The organism is Dawidia soli, from assembly GCF_018598185.1.
Lineage (GTDB): Bacteria > Bacteroidota > Bacteroidia > Cytophagales > Cyclobacteriaceae > Ohtaekwangia > Ohtaekwangia soli.
This window is the reverse complement of record NZ_JAHESC010000011.1, coordinates 43,103-61,428: the sequence shown is the minus strand read 5'-3', so window position 1 is coordinate 61,428 and position 18,326 is coordinate 43,103. Positions and strand designations below refer to the sequence as shown.

17 protein-coding genes are annotated in these 18,326 nt (G+C 55.9%); 7 read left to right on the top strand and 10 right to left on the bottom strand.

What is annotated here, in order from left to right; translation table 11 throughout:
• Nucleotides 1–3 precede the first annotated feature (3 nt).
• A complete protein-coding gene (locus tag KK078_RS09655) occupies nucleotides 4–561 on the bottom strand; it encodes a GNAT family N-acetyltransferase (RefSeq protein WP_254090060.1) in 558 nt (185 codons plus the stop codon).
• A 111-nt stretch (nucleotides 562–672) separates the two neighbouring features.
• Between KK078_RS09655 and KK078_RS09650 the strand changes: the two genes are divergently transcribed.
• From KK078_RS09650 to KK078_RS09640, 3 genes are read left to right on the top strand one after another with little or no spacing between them, the layout of a single operon-like run.
• Nucleotides 673–1,179, top strand: a complete 507-nt coding sequence (locus KK078_RS09650; protein WP_254090059.1) for an RNA polymerase sigma factor — start codon at nucleotides 673–675, stop codon at nucleotides 1,177–1,179.
• Nucleotides 1,166–1,495 carry a hypothetical protein gene (locus KK078_RS09645; RefSeq protein ID WP_254090058.1) on the top strand — a complete coding sequence of 110 codons (330 nt, stop codon included), beginning with the start codon at nucleotides 1,166–1,168 and terminating at the stop codon, nucleotides 1,493–1,495. Before KK078_RS09650 ends, KK078_RS09645 begins: the two co-directional genes overlap by 14 nt.
• Nucleotides 1,496–1,516: 21 nt before the next feature.
• Nucleotides 1,517–2,188 carry a Spy/CpxP family protein refolding chaperone gene (locus tag KK078_RS09640; RefSeq protein WP_254090057.1) on the top strand — a complete coding sequence of 224 codons (672 nt, stop codon included), beginning with the start codon at nucleotides 1,517–1,519 and terminating at the stop codon, nucleotides 2,186–2,188.
• 59 nt (nucleotides 2,189–2,247) lie between these two features.
• On the opposite strand, the gene KK078_RS09635 is transcribed toward KK078_RS09640, so the two are convergent.
• Complete coding sequence (locus KK078_RS09635; RefSeq protein ID WP_254090056.1) at nucleotides 2,248–4,017, bottom strand: ABC transporter ATP-binding protein; 1,770 nt, start codon at nucleotides 4,015–4,017, stop codon at nucleotides 2,248–2,250.
• A 129-nt stretch (nucleotides 4,018–4,146) separates the two neighbouring features.
• Here KK078_RS09635 and KK078_RS09630 point away from each other — a divergent pair, with 129 nt between their 5' ends.
• The gene (locus KK078_RS09630; RefSeq protein WP_254090055.1) at nucleotides 4,147–4,875 is read left to right on the top strand and encodes a carboxypeptidase-like regulatory domain-containing protein; all 729 of its coding nucleotides are present in this window, start codon (nucleotides 4,147–4,149) and stop codon (nucleotides 4,873–4,875) included.
• 20 nt (nucleotides 4,876–4,895) lie between these two features.
• Nucleotides 4,896–5,888 carry a transglutaminase domain-containing protein gene (locus tag KK078_RS09625; protein ID WP_254090054.1) on the top strand — a complete coding sequence of 331 codons (993 nt, stop codon included), beginning with the start codon at nucleotides 4,896–4,898 and terminating at the stop codon, nucleotides 5,886–5,888.
• Between the two features lie 145 nt (nucleotides 5,889–6,033).
• On the opposite strand, the gene KK078_RS09620 is transcribed toward KK078_RS09625, so the two are convergent.
• Complete coding sequence (locus KK078_RS09620) at nucleotides 6,034–7,296, bottom strand: kelch repeat-containing protein (protein ID WP_254090053.1); 1,263 nt, start codon at nucleotides 7,294–7,296, stop codon at nucleotides 6,034–6,036.
• Between the two features lie 294 nt (nucleotides 7,297–7,590).
• Nucleotides 7,591–8,838 carry a flotillin family protein gene (locus KK078_RS09615; protein ID WP_254090052.1) on the bottom strand — a complete coding sequence of 416 codons (1,248 nt, stop codon included), beginning with the start codon at nucleotides 8,836–8,838 and terminating at the stop codon, nucleotides 7,591–7,593.
• Nucleotides 8,839–9,355: 517 nt separating this feature from the next.
• Between KK078_RS09615 and KK078_RS09610 the strand changes: the two genes are divergently transcribed.
• Nucleotides 9,356–11,737 carry an ABC transporter permease gene (locus KK078_RS09610; RefSeq protein WP_254090051.1) on the top strand — a complete coding sequence of 794 codons (2,382 nt, stop codon included), beginning with the start codon at nucleotides 9,356–9,358 and terminating at the stop codon, nucleotides 11,735–11,737.
• 57 nt (nucleotides 11,738–11,794) lie between these two features.
• Here KK078_RS09610 and KK078_RS09605 read toward each other — a convergent pair whose 3' ends face one another.
• From KK078_RS09605 to KK078_RS09595, 3 genes are read right to left on the bottom strand one after another with little or no spacing between them, the layout of a single operon-like run.
• Complete coding sequence (locus KK078_RS09605) at nucleotides 11,795–12,838, bottom strand: DUF5018 domain-containing protein (RefSeq protein WP_254090050.1); 1,044 nt, start codon at nucleotides 12,836–12,838, stop codon at nucleotides 11,795–11,797.
• 24 nt (nucleotides 12,839–12,862) lie between these two features.
• Nucleotides 12,863–13,894 (bottom strand): DUF5018 domain-containing protein, encoded by a 1,032-nt coding sequence (locus KK078_RS09600; RefSeq protein WP_254090049.1) that lies wholly within the window; start codon nucleotides 13,892–13,894, stop codon nucleotides 12,863–12,865.
• A gap of 51 nt (nucleotides 13,895–13,945) precedes the next feature.
• Nucleotides 13,946–14,719, bottom strand: a complete 774-nt coding sequence (locus KK078_RS09595; protein WP_254090048.1) for a hypothetical protein — start codon at nucleotides 14,717–14,719, stop codon at nucleotides 13,946–13,948.
• A gap of 149 nt (nucleotides 14,720–14,868) precedes the next feature.
• Between KK078_RS09595 and KK078_RS09590 the strand changes: the two genes are divergently transcribed.
• Entirely contained in the window at nucleotides 14,869–15,099 is a 231-nt protein-coding gene (locus KK078_RS09590; protein ID WP_254090047.1) for a hypothetical protein, read from the top strand.
• 107 nt (nucleotides 15,100–15,206) lie between these two features.
• Here KK078_RS09590 and KK078_RS09585 read toward each other — a convergent pair whose 3' ends face one another.
• The 3 genes from KK078_RS09585 to KK078_RS09575 all read right to left on the bottom strand — a co-directional run bounded on the left by KK078_RS09585 (nucleotide 15,207) and on the right by KK078_RS09575 (nucleotide 18,268).
• A complete protein-coding gene (locus KK078_RS09585; protein ID WP_254090046.1) occupies nucleotides 15,207–15,638 on the bottom strand; it encodes an SRPBCC family protein in 432 nt (143 codons plus the stop codon).
• A gap of 96 nt (nucleotides 15,639–15,734) precedes the next feature.
• Complete coding sequence (locus KK078_RS09580) at nucleotides 15,735–16,511, bottom strand: ThuA domain-containing protein (protein WP_254090045.1); 777 nt, start codon at nucleotides 16,509–16,511, stop codon at nucleotides 15,735–15,737.
• A gap of 134 nt (nucleotides 16,512–16,645) precedes the next feature.
• Nucleotides 16,646–18,268 (bottom strand): NADP-dependent glyceraldehyde-3-phosphate dehydrogenase, encoded by a 1,623-nt coding sequence (locus KK078_RS09575; protein WP_254090044.1) that lies wholly within the window; start codon nucleotides 18,266–18,268, stop codon nucleotides 16,646–16,648.
• Between the last annotated feature and the right edge of the window lie 58 nt (nucleotides 18,269–18,326).

Here is an 18,326-nt window from a genome sequence, read left to right as displayed (position 1 = left end):
TGGTTATGCCTTGCGCACCATCACACTCCTGCGCGATCCCGCTTTCTTTACAAATTCGAAATCAGCCTTTTCAAATGTTTTGGTAAAGCCCATAAACCGGTAGCTCGGCGAGCTGGGTTTTACAGGATACGCTTCCATGTATTTCGCGCCATGCTTTCGGGCATATTTTCGCGCGTGTTCGATCAACTGGGGAACGAGGCGTTGTTCCCGATATTCTTTTTTGACGAAGAAGCACGTGATGGACCATACGTCTTCGTCTTCCAAACGGTCGTCACCGCCGAGGCGGAGGTGGCTGGCACGGGGCGCTACCGAGCACCAGGCTACGGGTTCCGTGCCGATGTAGCCCAGCAGGCCGATGGGTGTTTTGGCGGTGACGCGTTTCCGGAGGTACTCTTTGCGGTCAGGGGAATGGTTGTGTTTCAGCTCCTCGTTCGTCATGCGCCATACCATGCACCAGCACCAGCTGGGGGCGCCTTTGGATTCGAAGAATGCCTCAAAATCCTTCCAGGTGTTTTTGTCGACGGGCTTTACCTTTATCTTCGGTGCTTTTGTCGCGGCCATGGCGAAAGGTCTTTATCCTCGCGGTGCAATTTTCATTCCCGGCAGGGAAAAAAATAATTGTTGCCGGTGTCATATAAGCCACCCCGTTGGCCGACTAACAGACAAAATTATATGGAAAGACAGCTGCTTGAGCAATCCCTGGCCGATCACCACCGCGAAGCCTACCTGTGGGCGCGGCAGTGCTGCCGGTATGACGACGAGCAGGCCAAGGACGTATTGCAAGAGGTATACGTGAAGATCCTGGAGGGGCGGGCCCGCTATAACAACCTGTCCAGCTTCCGCACGTGGCTGTTTGCGGTCATCCGGTACACCGCGCTGGACATCCTGCGCGAAAAGCACCTTGTCATCGTCGACGAGCCGGGTGACAACGACCACCCGGCACTACCCGCCGACGAGCCGCCCGACGAGCCCGTCGACTACGAGGCGCTGTTGCGACAGCTGCCCGCGCGACAAGCCCAGGTGCTGCTGCTGGCCTTCTACCACGGCATGACCCTGGAAGCGATCAGCACGGTGATGGACATCAGCCTCGGTACCGTTCGCACGCATTACGATCGCGGTAAAAAGCAGCTGAAAGAATTGATTGCACTCAACCCGGTACAAGACCATGGAAGACGATAAGATACTCGAATCCTTTTTTGACGGCATGAAACAAGTCGATGCGCAGCGCCCGGTTCCGCCGTTCAGGAAGCCCCGGCCGGTCAGGCGCTTGTGGCCCCCGGCGCTGCGCTATGCCGCGGCGGCTGCAGTGACGATCGCGATGGTGGCCGTGCTGTACCGGGTGCGGCAAAAGGGAAGCGAACAAACCACACCACCCAAAGACATCGTGATCGTCGTCGGACCGGAGGCGACACGCACGGGTTCCCTGGTAAACACCTCCGAACAGAGCTTGTCGGAGTGGACATCGCCTACGCGCTATTTGTCAGAAGATTTTTAAACAGAAAGATTAAAAGAAATTATGAAAAAACACATGTTCATCGTGCTCATCCTGTTGGCGGCGATTCAATCCGTACCGGCGCAGGATATATTCCAACAGAAGCTCTATGCGCCCGAGCTGGTATTAAAATACCGGGATGAGGCGGGCCTCTCCAGCGACCAGGTGGAGAAGATCAAGACACTCTACAACGGTGTGCTTACCGGGTATAACAACAAGAAATGGGATCTCGATGCGGCCATGGTCAAGCTGGAGCAGTTGATCGCTGTGCCCAACGTCGACACCAAAGCGGCCAACGCCCAGTTGGAGAAATGCCTGGCGCTGGAAACGGAGATCAAAAAGATGCGGCTGTCGATGCTCATCTCCATCAAAAATCTGCTGACACCGTCTCAGCAATCCAAGCTCGATGCGCACAAGGACGAGCCGATTCCCGAGAGCGCCATCACCACCTCCCTGAACGACAATCAACGCGTGGTGGTGCGGGTACGCCCGGGGCCGGAGGCGGGCTCAACGAAGCCGCTGTATGTGATCGTACGGGGTGATACCCGGAAGACGGCCGATGACATGCCGGCCGATATCAACCCCGACGATATCGAAAGTATCGAGGTGTTGAAAGGAGAATCGGCTACCTCGGTGTACGGCAAGTGGGGCGAGAACGGTGTGATCATCGTCAAGCTCAAAAAGAAAACTCCCTGATCATAGAAAGTAGTGTTTCGATTCAGGGGAGGGTCACCGGTAACGGTGGCCCTCTTTGGTTAGGAAGCCTGCGCGGCGGCGATGACGGAATCTTTCTCGCCGATCTGCTGGCGCCACATTGCGTAGTATAATCCCTTTTCCCGTAAGAGCGCTTCGTGCCGTCCGGATTCGATGATGTTGCCCCGCTCGAGTACAAAGATCTTGTCGGCGTGCATGATGGTCGACAGGCGGTGGGCGATCAGGATCGTGATATGGTCGCGCACGGTAGACACGTCGCGGATCGTTTCGGTGATCTCCTCTTCGGTGATCGAGTCGAGCGACGAGGTCGCTTCGTCGAATACCAGGATGTCCGGCTGGCGCAGCAGGGCCCGTGCGATGGAGAGGCGTTGCTTCTCGCCGCCGGAAACTTTCACGCCGCCTTCACCGATCACGGTATCGAGGCCCTTGTCGGCGCGGGCCAGCAGTGACTGGCAGGCTGCTTTGTGCAGCACATCCATACACTCGGCGTCGGTGGCGCCGGGGCGTACGAACTGCAGGTTCTCGCGAATGGTGCCCGAGAACAGTTGAGTGTCCTGCGTCACGAAACCGATCTTCTCGCGCAGCGCGTCCAGGTTGATGTCCTTGCCCGAGACGGTGTTGTACAGGATCGCCCCGTCTTTCGGCGGATAGAGGCCTACCAACAATTTTACCAGGGTCGTCTTACCCGACCCCGAGGGGCCGACAAAGGCGATGGTCTCGCCGGCGTGTGCCGCAAACGATATGTTCTTCAACGCGGGGGTACTGGCGGAAAGGTGCTGGAAGCTGACGTTGTCAAACCGCAGCGTATGGATCGTTCCTACTTCCACGGGGTTTTGCGGCTTGGCTTCCTTCGGCAGCGTGAGGATGCGGTGGAAGTTCGCCATGGATACTTCGGCCTCGCGGTACGCCATGATGACGTTGCCCAACTCTTGCAGCGGGTTGAAGAGGAAGAAGGAATAGAACAGGAAGGTAAAATATTTACCCGCCGACAGCTCGCTGTCGAAGATGAGGATAAGCAGGATCACGACCATCACACTCCGCACAAAGTTTACCGTCGTGCCCTGCAGGAACGCCATGCCACGCACGTACTTTACTTTTTTAAGCTCCAGGCCGAGGATCTTGAAGGTGGTGTTGTTGAGCCGCTCGATCTCCTGCTTGGCGAGCCCGAGGCTCTTCACGAGCTCGATGTTCCGCAGCGACTCCGTGGTGGAGCCGGCCAGCGCCGTGGTTTCCTTGACGATGTCTTTTTGCACGGCTTTGATCTTGCGGCTCAGTGCCCAGCTGGTGAGGGCAATGATGGGAATGGCGGCGAAATATACCAGTGTCACTTTTACGCTCACGGTAAGCGAGTAGATCACGACAAAGACCATGGCCACCATCGCCGAGAACAATACGTTGATGAACGAGGTGATGAACTTTTCGGAATCGATGCGCACCTTTTGTAAGATGCCGAGCGTCTCGCCACTGCGTTGGTCTTCGAAGGTTTGGTAGGGCAGCTCCAGCGAATGCTTCAAGCCGTCGGCGTACATGCCGGCGCCGGACTTTTGTACGATAATGCTGGTAAAGTAGTCCTGCAGGTTCTTGGCAATGCGCGACACCATCGCGGCCCCCATCGCCAGGGCGACCAGGTAGAGTACACCCTGAATAAATTCCCCCCGGGGCAGGGTGTCGCGGCGCTCGATAAAGCTATCGACAATGCGGCCCGTGATGTGGGGGTCGAGCAACGAAAAGACCTGGTTGATGGTGGCTAGAAGTAAGGCAATGGCAATCAGTCCCTTATAATTCTTAAGGTAGTGTAACAGTAGTTTCATGGTGGTATGTAGGCCTAACGGGCAGACAACATGGGCAGAACCATAAAAATTTCCAAACCACTGAAAAAAAGACGGATTCTTTTTATGGAATCGGTTGCCTTGCCGCATCCTGGATAAAAACAAACGAATATGAAAAAGAGCGTTTCGTTATCCATCCCCCGGCCGTGCGCCGAGCCCTGGAGCAGTTTTACCCCGACATCCGAAGGCGGTTTTTGCGGGTCCTGCCAAAAGACCGTGATCGATTTTACCCGCATGAGCGACCAGCAGATCCTGGACTACCTGGCGGCGAAGCGCGGCAAGACCTGTGGTCGTTTTCGCCCGGACCAACTCAAGACCTATACCTTTCCGGAGCCCAACGGCATTCGCCCCGGCCTTACATTGATACGTGCCGGGATCCTGGGTTTACTGTTGTTGTTCACTACCCGTCCCGCGGGCTCGAAGAACATCCCGTCGGTAATGCCTCCGATCGAGGCTACGCAAGACACCCCTTCTCGCGAAGCATCGGCGGCGAGTACAACGCACGAACGGTGGTTTAAGGGTGTAGTGCGCGACGAATCGGGAGCGCCCATGCCGGGTGCATCCATCATCCGGAAAGGTACTACGCAAGGCACCGTTACCGATGCCGAGGGCCGGTTCGACTTTCCGAATATGCTGAAGGCCGGCGACGTGCTCGTCGTTTACTACCTGGGCTTTGAACCGCTGGAATACCTCATATCGCACAGTACACCCGCGTTTATCGAGATCTCCCTGACGGCGGACTATATCTCGATAGCCGGTGAGCTGGTGTTGGATGCTCCGTATGAAGAAACACCTGACTCCACGCCTGAAACGGCTATACCGGCCGATCCGAAACGCTAACGCTATACGCTGCCGTGGGTATGATGCGCACCCTCTTGTTTGTGATTTGCAGCCTGCTTGTGCCCGTGGCTCTGTCGGCGCAGCAGGCGCATTTCACAAAGCTCCACTGGGCGAAGGCCGATAGCGTCGCCGCGTGTTATCCCCGGCACGCCGTAACAGATCCAAAGACACTTTCCGACAAGCTAACCCGGTCGTTGACCACCGACGCAGAAAAGTTTCGCGCCATCTATACCTGGGTGTGCACCAACATTGCGAGTGACTATTCGTTGTTCAGGCTCAATCAGCATCAAAGCAACAAGCTGAAGGACGATGCCGCCGCCCTGGACGCCTGGCGCCGGCAATTCAGCCGACGGGTGTTCCAGGTGCTGGGGCGTCACCACCGCACAGTATGCACGGGCTATGCGTATCTTTTGCGCGAGCTGGCCCGCCACGCGGGCATCCGGTGCGTGATCGTCGATGGTTATGGTCGCACCGTGCAGGCAAACATTCGCGGCGAAGGTGATGTGAATCACTCGTGGAATGCCGTGCAGCTGGACGGGCAGTGGTATTTGTGTGATGCAACGTGGTCGAGTGGTGCGATCGACCCTGCGCAGGGGATCTTTATCAAAAACTATGATGACAGGTATTTCCTGGCAGACCCGGCGATGTTCGTCCGGAATCATTATCCGGTCGATACGGCGTATATGCTGCTGAAGGATAAACCTTCGCTGCAGGCGTTCCTGTACGCACCGCTGATCTACGGGAATATCTATAAGTATAAGGCTATGCCGGTGAGTCCTTCGACGTTTGACGTTGAGGTGGTGAAAGGCGAGACGGTTATGTTTCAGCTTGAAGGCGAAGCTGTCGGGAGCGTTACCGTACGGAGCGGGAGTTTATCGGAAGATGTCGCAGTAGCACCGGAAGGTGATGATCGGTATTGTTTTGATTATACGTTCACCGCACGTGGGCGGCACGTTGTGCATGTGCTGATCGATGCGCTGTATGCGTGGACGTATACGGTGCAGGTGCGGTAGTTCGAGCGGTGTGGTTGGCTTTGATTTACGCCGCCGCCTGTGCTGGCGATTGATGGCGGTTGCCTGTGGGGCTCGAAAAATGGCTTGCAAAAAAGAAGGGCTGTCTGATAAAGACAGCCCTTCGATCTATAGTGTAGTGTGTTGGTTATTTGGGGATGAACTCGTAGAATTTTTGCGGGTAGGTTATTGTCGATTGCTGGACGGCGCCCAGGCCGAGAAAGCCGCGGCCGCCGAGGGTGAACGACGTTCCGTCCAGCGGCATGCCCGGGTGTGATGGTGTCGTGGTGTGCCATTGTTTGGTGGCAGCGTTAAAAATATAGAGACGGTCTGATGGAGGTGTATCGACCCAGGATGTTTGGTTGTCGGTGGTCGCCGATCCTCTTTCGGCAAAATAGGCGAGCTTGCCGATGGTGAACAAATGCGAAAGCTCTTTGCTCTGCGCGCTTGCCAGGGAGAGCGCCGGAAGGTTTTCGATCGTTTTCGTGGCAGGGTCGAACGAGATCATCTGAATTTCTTCATACTTGCTGCTGCGTTTTATGGCGAGGTAACCCTTGCCGTCGACCTCGAACGCGCCCATGAAATGGAATTGCTCGTTTTCGGCGTACATCGAATAGTTCATGAGCTCCCAGTCATCACCGGGCTCGTTATATTTGATGATGTACAGGTAATTACCCTCGATCTTTGCCTGCGCATAATAGGTTTCGCCGTTGATCATAAATCCATGATTGAAGGATCTGAACGCAGGTTCCGCCATGGTATTAAATTCGTTCGTGATCGGGTTATAGTAGTATAGTACCTGCGTTGCCTCGTACAGGAAGATGAACCCGTTTTTCGCAGGCGCAGGTTCGTATTGAATATCGTCGAGCTTGTCTTGCGACGGGAGCGTTGTCCACGTGCCGGTGGCCAGGTCGAAGGAATGTATGTCGCTGTAATTCTTGGGATCGTACTCCAGGCGGTATTGCTCTCCGCCGACGACGTAGGCTTTATTGCCGACGGTGAAGGCGTGCGCGGCTACGCGGCCGGTGCCCGGGAAGGATTCCACTTCTTTCCATGTACCGTTTCCGGGGAATATGGCTATTTTACCTACCGTGATGGGAGAATCGCCGAATGTAACGACCAGCGTTGCCGAATCTTCGGTGATCTCCGGTACGGTGAGCAGGATGCTGCTCTCGGTCACCCCGCTGGTAGACGCCGCGATGCCGTTCAGTGTGACCGATGTCAATCCGCCTTTGCAGATCTGTGAGCCTTTCAGTGTTAACGTCTGGCCGGTATAGGCCCAGGTATTTTCGAGTGTCAGGGTGGTGGCGGAGGTATTGCAACCATTTTCGTCTTCGTTTGGATCTGCTTCGTCCGAGCAGGAAAAGGCAACGAGTATGGCCATGAACCAGGGATAATAAAACTTCTTCATGCGAGATAGATTAGTGAAGGGCCGAAGATAGGCCTCGCCGATCTTTCGAAAAACTTCTTTTTGCGGCGCCGGTGGTGTGTGTAAGAAAATGGGCTAACGTTCTATAGTATACCTGTGCCGTTGTAAATAAACCTGGTGTGAACAGTAGCCAGTTCGTTAGATCGGACTATGCCGTGGCCGGGCACGGCGCAGCGGCTTACTCATTGATATCGGTAATACCTTCAATTTAGAAATAAAAAAAGAGCGGAGGGTTACTCCGCTCTGGAAAGGGTCCTGGTACTGTGTGGCGCGTGATTACTGGGCGGTGGACTGGTTCGTGTTCTTCATGTCGAGGGCGAAATCTTTGGCGGTCTTGGCCGTCATGATATCCATGAAGTTCAGGGCGCCGTTGCTGGTCGTACCGCCGCCGGTTTGGAACTGGGGTACGATCGCGCCGGTATATTTACTGAAGGCTTCGGCCCATACTTTTTGTACTTCTACCTGGGCTTTCAGCTTCATCTCGAGGGCACCGTCGGCGCGCATGATCTTGGCGCGGGCGTAGGCCTGGGCATCGGCCAGCTCCTTGATCTTTTTCGCTTCCAGGATGGAGGCGTCGTAGGCTACCTTTTGTTGCAGTTTTTCCTGCTCGGCTACCTTTACGCGCGTCTCGGCCTCTACGACCTGGCGGGTCTGTTCCTGCTTCTGCTGGTACTCGATCTCTACCAGGGCCTGCTCACCCTTGGCCTTCGCGGTCAGCGTCTGCTGCTGGGCGGTCATAAGCTCCTGCTTGGAGATGGACGACTTGGTGACGGCGTCGATGATCTTTTTCAGCTTCTCGTCTACCTGGTCTTCGTAGTCCACGTCGGTGATCGCAGCATCGGCCACGGTAATGCCGTACTCTTTGATCGACGACAGCTTGCGCTTGGGGGCGTTCGTCTTTTTGTCGTATTGGATCTGCGTCTGGTAAATGCGTTTCTTTTCACGTTCCAGCGAGTCGAACACGACGTTCTCTTCCGTCTTCAGCAGGTATACGCCGTCCTTCAGCTGGTCCATAAAGTCCTGCGACATCTGGGCGCGGCCACCACCGTAGTGTTTTTCGCTGCTCATCAGCTGGGCCGACGACTGCAGACACTCCTTGGTGTAGGGCGCCAGGCGTTTTACCACGAGCGACTGCGGTGTGCGGTGCGTGTTGTGGATCAGGATCATTTCCTTCTCGTCGGAAGGCAGGATGAACTGCGTGATACCTTTTACGTTGGCCGTGGTGGCATCGCTAAAGCGTACCATGATCTGCCCCACTTCGATGCCGTTGTCTTCGATCTCGAGCTGGGCGTTTGTATCCTGGTAGGTCACCGAGATCTGGTTGGGCCATGCTTTTTCTTTGGCGAAAAAGCCGGCGTAGAAGATACCGGGAGCAAACTGCACGATCTGCTCGCCCGTGGTGCGCTCGACAACGGTACGGTTACCAGCGTCGTTCCACGAGAACGGGTTGAGGATCAGGAACAGGATGAGGGCCAGGATGGACACCACACCGATAATAATACTTCGTTTCGTAAAAGGATTCATGTTTTGGTTGTTTGTCAATGGTTATTGTTTTGGTTTGTTTTCTTTCTCTTTTTTGTTTTGAAAATAGTTCGTCAGCAATAGGATCACAGCGTATCCTACCAAGCCGAACACAGCCAGGAACCCGACTGCCAGCGATAGCCTGATCATATAGTATAATGATTAAAGTGGTGACAAGAATGTCGACGCGCGTGGACGACCCAACGCGGGGTGCCCGGCTATAACCGGACGTGGAACGAGATACTCCGGGAAATGCCTGCTAAAGTTGAAGATTCTTTCAGTTTGTGTGTCATGTATATACTTATATTCTATACACTCACATAAACGTGTGGGGGGAATGCCGGGATGCGGGAAAGAAGCAATATTTTTATTATTCAAAGGCCGATTACCTTTTGGTTTTTGTGTCCGGCGCTCGTCCGGAAGCGTACAGTTCACGGACGCCTGTGGAGAAGAAAAAACGGTTGAAACGGCCAATTTCGGGTCTCCGGGCCGTTGGCCTGACCTTTGTAAACGCGAGGTCATGAACCTCCTACGCACGGCGCTTCGCGGCCTCTTTCGCGAAAAGGCAAACTCTTTTATCAACCTGGCCGGCCTGGCACTGGGCATCACGGGCAGCCTGGTGCTTTTTCTGGTGATCCGGCACAGCATAAGCTATGATACGTATCATACGAACGTGGACCGCATTTATCGCGTGGTGTCCAAAGCGAAGGGCAATACCGGCGATACGTTTACGGCCGGCATACAGGTGGCGTTGCCGGAAGCGTTCCGCGCGGATTTCCCCGAAGCAGAAGCGGTCGTATTCACGGCGTACCGCGCGGGCAGTATCATTGCGGTGCCACAACGGCAGGGCGAGGCGAAGCGATATGAAGAGGACAAGGGCGTCGTGTTTACCGAGCCGTCGTTCTTCCAGGTATTCGATCGCAAGATCTTGTCGGGTGACGCCCCGCACGGCCTCGACGATCCCAACGAGGCGATCATTTCACGGCGCCTGGCGCTGAAATACTTCGGCCGCGAGGATGCGGTAGGTGAAGTCGTGAGACACGACACGATCGAGTATACCATCACCGCGGTGATGGAAGATCACCCGGCCAATACCGACCTGCCGTTTGACCTCATGCTCTCGCAGGTGACGCTTCGAACATGGTGGAACGAGCTGGGATGGAACAACGTGAACGGCGATGATCAATGTTATTTTCTGCTGTCCGAGAAAGCCACGCTGGCAGACGTCGAGGCGCGGATGGATGCGTTTGTGACCAAATACGTCGGGGAGGACAATCCACAGGAGCGCGACTTCCTGTTGCAGCCCCTGCGCGAAGTGCATACGGATGAGCGGTTCTCCAACTACAGCCGCAGCGTGGCGTCCCCGGGCATGATGACGGGGTTGTCCATCGTGGGGATTTTTCTGCTGGCGACCGCGGTGATCAACTTTATCAACCTGACGACGGCCGCGTCGATAAAACGCGCCCGGGAGGTGGGAATCCGCAAATCCCTGGGTAGCTCACGCGGGCAGCTGGTCATTCAGTTCCTGAGCGAAACGTTTTTGATAACGGCCGCGGCCGCGGTGTTGTCCCTTGCGGGAGCACAGTTGTTCCTGCAGTTCCTGAATTCTTTTCTGCAGACGGCGGTATCGTTGTCTCTGGCCGACCCTTACGTCATGGGCTACCTGCTTTTGATAACAACAGGCATTACGTTGCTGGCGGGGCTTTACCCCGCCGCCGCGGTATCGGCATACCGTCCGGCCCTGGCACTTCGGAACATGCTGGCTGATCGTACGTCGTCCGGCTATACGTTGCGCCGGACGCTGGTGGTTGTGCAGTTTTTTATCTCCCAGTTCTTCATTATCGGTTGTATCGTCATTGTACAGCAGATGGACTTTATTCAACGTCAGGATCTGGGCTTTGCCCGCGACGCTGTCGTCATCGTGCCATTGAAGACGGGGCAGGTCAACGACATCGCCGTGCGCACGCTGAAGCACGATATTTCACAAATGCCGGGCGTCGGGCAGGTGAGCCTGAACAGTGCGCCGCCGTCGTCGGGCATGCGCATGAGTACTACCGTGCAGCTCGCCGGGGCGGAGCAAGAGTATTTCACGGACATCAAATACGCCGACGGCGACTATATGCAGCTGTATGATCTGCAGCTGGTCGCCGGCCGCCCGCTGGCGGACCTCGACACCATGGCTGCGCTGGTGGTAAACGAGAAGTTTGCCCGCACGGTGGGCTTTACCGATCCGGGCACGATCGTGGGTGAGCAGCTATCGTTCTGGGGACGAACGTTGCCGGTGGTGGGCGTCGTAAAAGACTTTCACGTTACGTCGCTGCGGAGTGCCATTGACCCGGTGATGCTGATCAACAATCTTACCGGTTATCGCAGCCTGTCGATCAAAGTCAGCGGCACGGATGTACCCCAGACGTTGCGCCAGATCGAGGCACGGTGGCAGAAGACGTATGCCGACGGGATCTTTCATTACCAATTCCTCGATGACCAGATCGCGTCGTTCTATGACGGTCAGCAGAAAGCGCTGACGATGCTCGGTATTTTTGCATCGCTGGCGATCGCGATCGGCTGCCTGGGGCTGTTCGGCCTGGCTACCTACCTGGCAAATCGCAAGACGAAGGAAGTGGGTGTGCGCAAAGTGCTGGGAGCAACGATCGGCAGTATCCTGCTCATGTTTTCGAAGGAATATGCCCGCCTGGTACTGATCGGGTTTGTGCTCGCGTCGGCGGCTTCGTGGTTCCTGATGCAGAAGTATCTGGAACAGTTTGCCTACCGGATCACGCCGGGTGTGGGGACGTTCCTGATCGGGTTGGGGGTGACCTGTGTGATCGCCCTTGTTACGGTCGGGCATCGGTCGTTGCAGGCCGCCACGGCGAATCCTGTGGACTCGTTGCGGGCGGAATAGAAACAGCGTGCGAGAACGGCAACGGCAGCCTCTTTTTTTGATGTATACCTGGTCGGCTCATCTGCATTGATACCGGAGCGGTTGCGGCGAAACAACGCCCGTGGTCCTGCTGAGCGGATATCCGTCCGGTGAATATGTGTACGTGTAGTTCGTAACTTCGGCGGTACCCTGTGATGGAACGATGACGGTTTCCCGGGTGATGTTGTTCCGGCTGTGTGTTTCCGGGGAGAAAAAGATGATGGCGCTGTCCGGTAGCCGGGCAATTCGATACGGGTTGATCTTGTCGTCGTGTGCATAGTCTATCCTGTATGCAACTTCGCTGGTTTTTCCCCGGTAGTGAGTTGCTCCCGCGACGTTCCCCCGCGTGTCGTACATGTATGTTACCGTGTCGATCACTCCGTAGGGATGGAAGAACTTGTCGACCGCGCACACGCTGGTGATTCGATTTTTTGTCAGGTAATAGGTTTGGGCACGGTACGGAACATACTTGTTGTTCATGAAAGCATATTCATGTTCGCGGATGCGATCCTCTTCGTATGTGAAGATCTGATACAGCTGAATGATCCCTTCCGAATAATAGTCGATGCGCATCAGCTGTTTGTTTGTATAGCTGTATAGTGAGCTGTCGTACATCGCCTTGCCGGCAAAGTTGGAAATGTAATGAACGACTGACGTCAGATTGTCTGCCGTGTAAAAGATGTGCATGACCGCATTCTCGGAAGTTGCCGGTAATTCCGTGGGGAGGCACGCGGGTGGGGTCTCCCGTGTCTGCAGGATATATTCCTGGTGGCTTCCGTCTTCGGCGGTAACCGTATAGATCACGGGTTGCGATAAATCTACGGATTCGCCGGATGCTGGATGGATCGTGGCGTTGGCCGATACCTCGATGGCAGGGGTGAGCACCGTCGTGCTGCCATAGGCAAGGACGATCGTAATAACGTTGTTCGGTTCGTGGATGATCTCGGACACCCCGGGGTTTCCGGAAAGGTCGATCGCTACGATCTCTTTCTCGCCGCTGACGATCGGGTTGCTGTCATCCGAACAACGGAAAACCAGGAGAAGGCTCGCGCTGAGGAGCGCGGAGGGTAGAAGTCTTTTCATGATGAAATAAACGGTCCGTACGGGTTAATAACAGGTGTAATCAAAATTCAAGGTCTGGATATCGTCTGTGAAGGTCAGCGGGAGTCCGTTGGTGTCGTAGGTATAGCTGTAGAGCACCCTGGCATGGTCTTCGCCATAATGCTGGTCGCTGCCGATGATGTTGTTCTTGCTGCGGCTGACCGGCAGAAAGGTTGTGCCCAGCGAGCCACTGATGTCGATCCGCGCATGCGGGTTGATCTTGTCGTCGTACTGGTAGCGGTTGTAATACAATGCCTGGTCCTGGTCGTCATAACCGTCCACGCGGATGATGTTGCCGCTGGCATAGGTGTAATACACCGAGTCGTAGCGCACGGCATCGACGTCGCCAAAGTAGTCGGCGGTGGCGATGGTCCGGCCGCTTTCGTGGTAATGAATGAACGTCCGTGCTTTGTATACGTCGTCGTTTAGATATTCATAGGCTTCCTCGGTCGTTTTTGTGGCGGTGTGGGTGATGAGGTTGTATCCGATCATCTTTCTGTCTGCGTAGAGGTTTACGCGTGTGCGTTTGCCGTCGGTATACAGATACTCGGTAGTATATTCCGGGGAGTCGCCGTATGCGGGCGAGGTGACCTGTTTTACCGTGTTGTCGGTATTGTATGTGACATAGACGAGGCCTTCGGGACCGGCCAGCACGGTAGGCCAGCAGTCCTGTGGCAGGGGGGCTGCGATCGTTACGGTAACGGTATACGTTTGCCGGGTGCCGTCCTGGGCGGTGACGGTGTACAGGACCGGCTCGGTGAAATCCCGGGCGGCACCCGGGGCGGGCGTTACCGTGGCCGTGGGGGGAACGGTGATGGTCGGTACCAGGGCGGTCACGTCCGTGCCGGCGGGTACAGTGGCCGTGATGGTTCGGTCCGCCTGGTTAACGGCGGCCGCTACGGCCGGGTCGAGGCCGGCAAAGGTAAAGGCTGTAATGTTCTTTTCAGCGCTACTGTCGTCGTCGGAGCATTGTACGCTGGTTAGGGTGCCGGCTGCGATCAGCACGGAGCAAAGGATTCCCTGGATTCTCTTGATCATGAACAATGCGTTGCGCTACAAAGGTACGGAAAAAGGCGTGAAGGGCACAGGTTAGTCGCAAACATAGGAAATGGACTGCGCGGGGTCGTCTGCGCCGCCGCGGGTCATCGTGCGGGTTACGGGGCGGTGGTCTTTGTCGTAGGTGTAGGTGAACCCGGTGTGATCGATGTTATCGTCGTAGTGAAGCTCGATGTGGGTGATGTTGTTTTTGCTGATGTTGATCGGTTTGAAGTGCTCGGCGTCTTCGCCGCTCAGGCCCGCCAGGGCGAAGGGGTTTACTTTGTCGTCGTATTCGTAGCGATAAGAATATTCCACTTCGTCGTCGGCATTATAGGCGTCCAGGCGGGTGACGTTGTCGCCGGTATAGGTAAGGGCGGCCGAGTCCCGTTGGTTCTGACCACGCCGGGCCCATGCCACGATCTGCCTGGAGCCGGCAGCGGCCAGGTAGTATACCGTGACGTTACTTTGATCGGTGTTTCCGATCGCGTAATAACTTTCGGTGATCGTACGACTGTCGTAGGTAAACGTTTTATAGGTCCCCACCTTGCCGTTGCGCCGGATGTTGATGCGCGACAGCCGCCCGTTGAAATATGCGTAGAGCTCCTGGTAACTGATCATCGCTCCCCCGGGGAAGGCGTCGTACGCCACGCTCGCGATCTTATGGTCGTTGTTATAGGCAATGGTCATCGCGGCGCGGTAACCGGGCAGTATGGCAGGCATACACGTGATGGTCTGTACGGGGGGATTGTCGTCGTCGTGATGACAGCAGAGGCCGACCCCGGTCAGGGTGATCAGGAGCAGGTAGCAGGTAAGTCGGTTTTTCATGGTAACGTGTATAGCAGACCTTTCAGCCTTCTGTAATTTCGGGTTTCTTAGCCTGTAAACGGTCGATTTGTGTAAATAATATACAAGCGGTTAGATATATATCTGAGAGTACTCTGATTTATGCAATTATATATAGGCCAGACGGGTGTATGGTTGTGCAGAGTACGACGTTACCGTTGGGCAGTCGGGAGACTGCCGCCATCCGCCAGTGGTCGGACAAGTTACCGGGCACCGGTCCCGGCCGATCCACCTTCGCTGAAGCTGCGGACGAAGACCGGCGCCAGAGACAGGACTCTGGTGCCAGACCTTCTGACAAGAAATGCACGATCCTGGTTAGGGATGTGGCCGCGTTGGTTTACCTCGTAGCAGAACGCGCATAGCGCTTCCACCGGTTGGTCACCGAGGGGGCATGCGTGTATGTTGATAGGGAAAAGAGGAGCTTGCCGGGGGGTACGGCAAGCGGGCGGCCTGCCTGTCGGCAGGCGGGTTAGTTTTCGGCGAGCTCCTTGATCTTTTGTGTGGAGTTGTCGCCGAACTCTTCGGAGGTGTCGAAGTAGTCCTGGCCTTTGGGCAGCGCCTGGAAGTCGCCGATGGTTACGTGCAGGTCGGTTTGACCTTCTTTTTCTTGCAGCGTATAGGTATACGCGATGTCGTAGGCATCGGCCGGTTTTTCCCAGTCGGTGTTGTATAAGTTCAGCTTCAGCCGTTTGTGGGGTTCAAAATCGGTCACGGTCAGCAGGACGGACTTATCTTTCATGACCCACTTGATCTCGGTGCCTTTTTGCAGCGGCGCGTCTCCAAAGTTTTCGGGCAGCTCGTCCCATCCGCGGATAAATACGGGAAGTGTCAGGATATCCCACACGTCCGCCGCGGGCGCGTCGATGGTAACATCTCTTTCAACAATTAATTGTTTGCTCATGTATCGGTTTTAGCGTTATCGACCCGGCGGGTCGTTGCCCCTGGTTGTGGCTTCGTAATGTTACGATACATTTTGTGAAAAACGTGTACGTATTTGTTATTTACGTGTTTTTTTTCCGGCCGCCCAGAGAATGGCATTGCGAACCAGCACGTTATACGCGGGATTCTGAAACAGGCTGGGATGGTGGCCCATCAGGATATAGATATTTCGTGCCTTCATGGCCGGGTTGGTCCAGATCACCGGGTGGTCGCCCATGGTCGTATCGGTTTTGGGGTGGTAGGTAGACTCGTCCACGCTGGCCAGTACGTGCACGTTCGGCCGGGGGTTTTTGTCATAGGTATACCACTCCTCCTTGTCGACGACGAACATCGCGGGTACGCCGTGCATGGCCGGGTGTTTTTTGTCTTCCACCATTACACGTCCCGACACGAGCCTGGCGACATAGTTCTTCCACCGGATGCCGCCCATAAACCCGGAAAACCAATTCCACAGGGGGTAGCCGTCAAATTCGCCCAGCAATGTGGCGTGGTGAAACCCTACCCAGCCGCCGCCTTTGCCTTCGCTGATATATTTTTCAAATGCCGCGGCCGCGGTTTCGGTCCATGTATAGGGCGGGTAGTTCAGCTGGATGAAGACCTGGTATTGCGCCAGGTAGGTGTCATTGATCTTATCGGTGTTGTTGATGACGTCGAAGGTGAAGTGATGAACGGCCGCCAATGAGTCGAGCCAGGAGAGGCCGGCGACGACGTAGGGTTCGTGGATGCCGCCGCGCTCGGTCAACACCAGGGCCCGGAAGGCGGGCGGATCCTGGGCGCGGGCGGTTAAGCAGGTTATCGCCAGGAGCAGGAACAGGTAGAATGACGTTTGCTTCATGCATACCAAGTACAACATAATGATGTAATAATTCCAGCCTTTGGTGTAAAACGATGGGCCGGATGTCTAAAATAAAAGCGCCGCACAGTCTGGCTGCGCGGCGGTTTATTTTTTGTGTGGCCGATACCGGGTGTTTACAGAATATAGTCCGTGCTCAGGAAGTTCGACTCGTGGTTGCGGACGATGTCGTTGATGAGCTTTTTGTTGGTGTCGGTCATTTTGGTGGCGACCAGCGAACGGATCGAGAAGGAGCGCAGCGCGTCGTGCACGGAGAGGGTCCCTTCGGCGCTGTCTTTGCGGCCGGTGAAGGGGAAGAAGTCGGGGCCGCGCTGGCTTTGGCTGTTGATGTTCACGCGGCTTACCTGGTTCACGAGCGGGTCGATCAGGCCGGCTACTTCTTTGGCGTCGTTGCTAAAGATACTGACCTGCTGGCCATGGGGCGAGTCGATGAGGTATTCGATCACTTCTTCGACATCGTCGTATGGCACCACCGGTATGACCGGGCCGAACTGCTCTTCGCGGTAAAGCTTCATGTCTTTGTTGACCGGGTATACTACTGCCGGGAATACAAACGACTGCGCAGTCGCGCCGCCGTTCTCGTTGACGACGCGGGCGCCGTTTGCCTGGGCGTCGGCAATGACTTCCTTCAGGTAGTCGGGCTTGTTGGGCTCGGCCACGGGCGTGATGTTTACGCCTTTTGTCCACGGCAGGCCGATGGTCAGCTTCGCCACCGCGGTGCTTAGCTGCGCCAGGAACTGATCGGCGATGGCGCGTTCTACGAATACGATCTTGAGGGCCGTACAGCGCTGGCCGTTGTAGGAGAGCGTGCCGGTAATGATCTCGCTGACCGAAAGCGCCAGGTCGGCGTTGCGCGTGACGACGGCGGCGTTCTTGGCGTCGAGACTGAGGACGGCGCGCAGGCGATTGATCTTCGGGTGGCGTTTCTTGAGGTCGTTGGCCACTTTGCTGGAGCCGATGAAGGCCAGGACGTTGATCTTACCGCTGGCCATCAACCCGGGCGTTACGTTGGCGCCGCGGCCGTAAACGGTATTGACGACGCCTTTGGGGAACGACTCCTGGAAGGCCTTCAGCAACGGATAGTGTACCAGCGTGCCGTGCTTCGGCGGCTTGAACAGCAGTGTGTTGCCCATGATGATGGCGGGGATGAGCGTGGTGAACGTTTCGTTGAGCGGATAGTTGAACGGGCCCATGCAGAGCACCACGCCGAGCGGCGAGCGCCGGATCTGTGCCACCACGCCTTCGCGCATTTCGAACTTCGACGACTGACGGTCGATATCTTTCAGCTCTTCGATGGTGGCGTTGATGTACTCTACGGTACGGTCGAACTCTTTGGCGGAATCGGCATACGACTTGCCGATCTCCCACATGATGAGCTTTACCACCAGGGTGCGTTGCTCGCCCATCTTCTGTACAAACCGTTGCAGGCATTTGATGCGGTCGCTGACGCTCATGGTGGGCCACTCGCCGCGGCCGTTGTCATAGGCCGCCAGGGCGGCTTCGAGTGCTTCGTTGGCTTCTTTTTCGGTGCCGATGGGATAGGTGCCGATCAGCTTGCGTTGTAAACCTTCGGGGGTGGAGATGTATACCGGCGAATATACTTCGCTGACAGGGCCGTTCCACGGGATAAGCTCACCACCACTGAGGTATTCGCGCTGGTGGATCGGTTCCAGGCGGAACTCCTCGGGGATCTGCTCTTCGCTGACAAAGAGCGCCCCGATCTGTTGTTCAAAATTCATACGTTGGGGTTTTATATCACGCGCAAATAACTGTCATTTCTCCGGCATTAGTTCCGGG

Coding starts and splice junctions, on each gene's coding strand:
- KK078_RS09585 (WP_254090046.1), bottom strand. CDS start 15,638: ATGAGCAAACAATTAATTGTTGAAAGAGATGTTACCATCGACGCGCCC.
- KK078_RS09625 (WP_254090054.1), top strand. CDS start 4,896: ATGATGCGCACCCTCTTGTTTGTGATTTGCAGCCTGCTTGTGCCCGTG.
- KK078_RS09575 (WP_254090044.1), bottom strand. CDS start 18,268: ATGAATTTTGAACAACAGATCGGGGCGCTCTTTGTCAGCGAAGAGCAG.
- KK078_RS09620 (WP_254090053.1), bottom strand. CDS start 7,296: ATGAAGAAGTTTTATTATCCCTGGTTCATGGCCATACTCGTTGCCTTT.
- KK078_RS09580 (WP_254090045.1), bottom strand. CDS start 16,511: ATGAAGCAAACGTCATTCTACCTGTTCCTGCTCCTGGCGATAACCTGC.
- KK078_RS09595 (WP_254090048.1), bottom strand. CDS start 14,719: ATGAAAAACCGACTTACCTGCTACCTGCTCCTGATCACCCTGACCGGG.
- KK078_RS09645 (WP_254090058.1), top strand. CDS start 1,166: ATGGAAGACGATAAGATACTCGAATCCTTTTTTGACGGCATGAAACAA.
- KK078_RS09605 (WP_254090050.1), bottom strand. CDS start 12,838: ATGAAAAGACTTCTACCCTCCGCGCTCCTCAGCGCGAGCCTTCTCCTG.
- KK078_RS09610 (WP_254090051.1), top strand. CDS start 9,356: ATGAACCTCCTACGCACGGCGCTTCGCGGCCTCTTTCGCGAAAAGGCA.
- KK078_RS09615 (WP_254090052.1), bottom strand. CDS start 8,838: ATGAATCCTTTTACGAAACGAAGTATTATTATCGGTGTGGTGTCCATC.
- KK078_RS09600 (WP_254090049.1), bottom strand. CDS start 13,894: ATGATCAAGAGAATCCAGGGAATCCTTTGCTCCGTGCTGATCGCAGCC.
- KK078_RS09640 (WP_254090057.1), top strand. CDS start 1,517: ATGAAAAAACACATGTTCATCGTGCTCATCCTGTTGGCGGCGATTCAA.
- KK078_RS09655 (WP_254090060.1), bottom strand. CDS start 561: ATGGCCGCGACAAAAGCACCGAAGATAAAGGTAAAGCCCGTCGACAAA.
- KK078_RS09650 (WP_254090059.1), top strand. CDS start 673: ATGGAAAGACAGCTGCTTGAGCAATCCCTGGCCGATCACCACCGCGAA.
- KK078_RS09630 (WP_254090055.1), top strand. CDS start 4,147: ATGAAAAAGAGCGTTTCGTTATCCATCCCCCGGCCGTGCGCCGAGCCC.
- KK078_RS09635 (WP_254090056.1), bottom strand. CDS start 4,017: ATGAAACTACTGTTACACTACCTTAAGAATTATAAGGGACTGATTGCC.
- KK078_RS09590 (WP_254090047.1), top strand. CDS start 14,869: ATGGTTGTGCAGAGTACGACGTTACCGTTGGGCAGTCGGGAGACTGCC.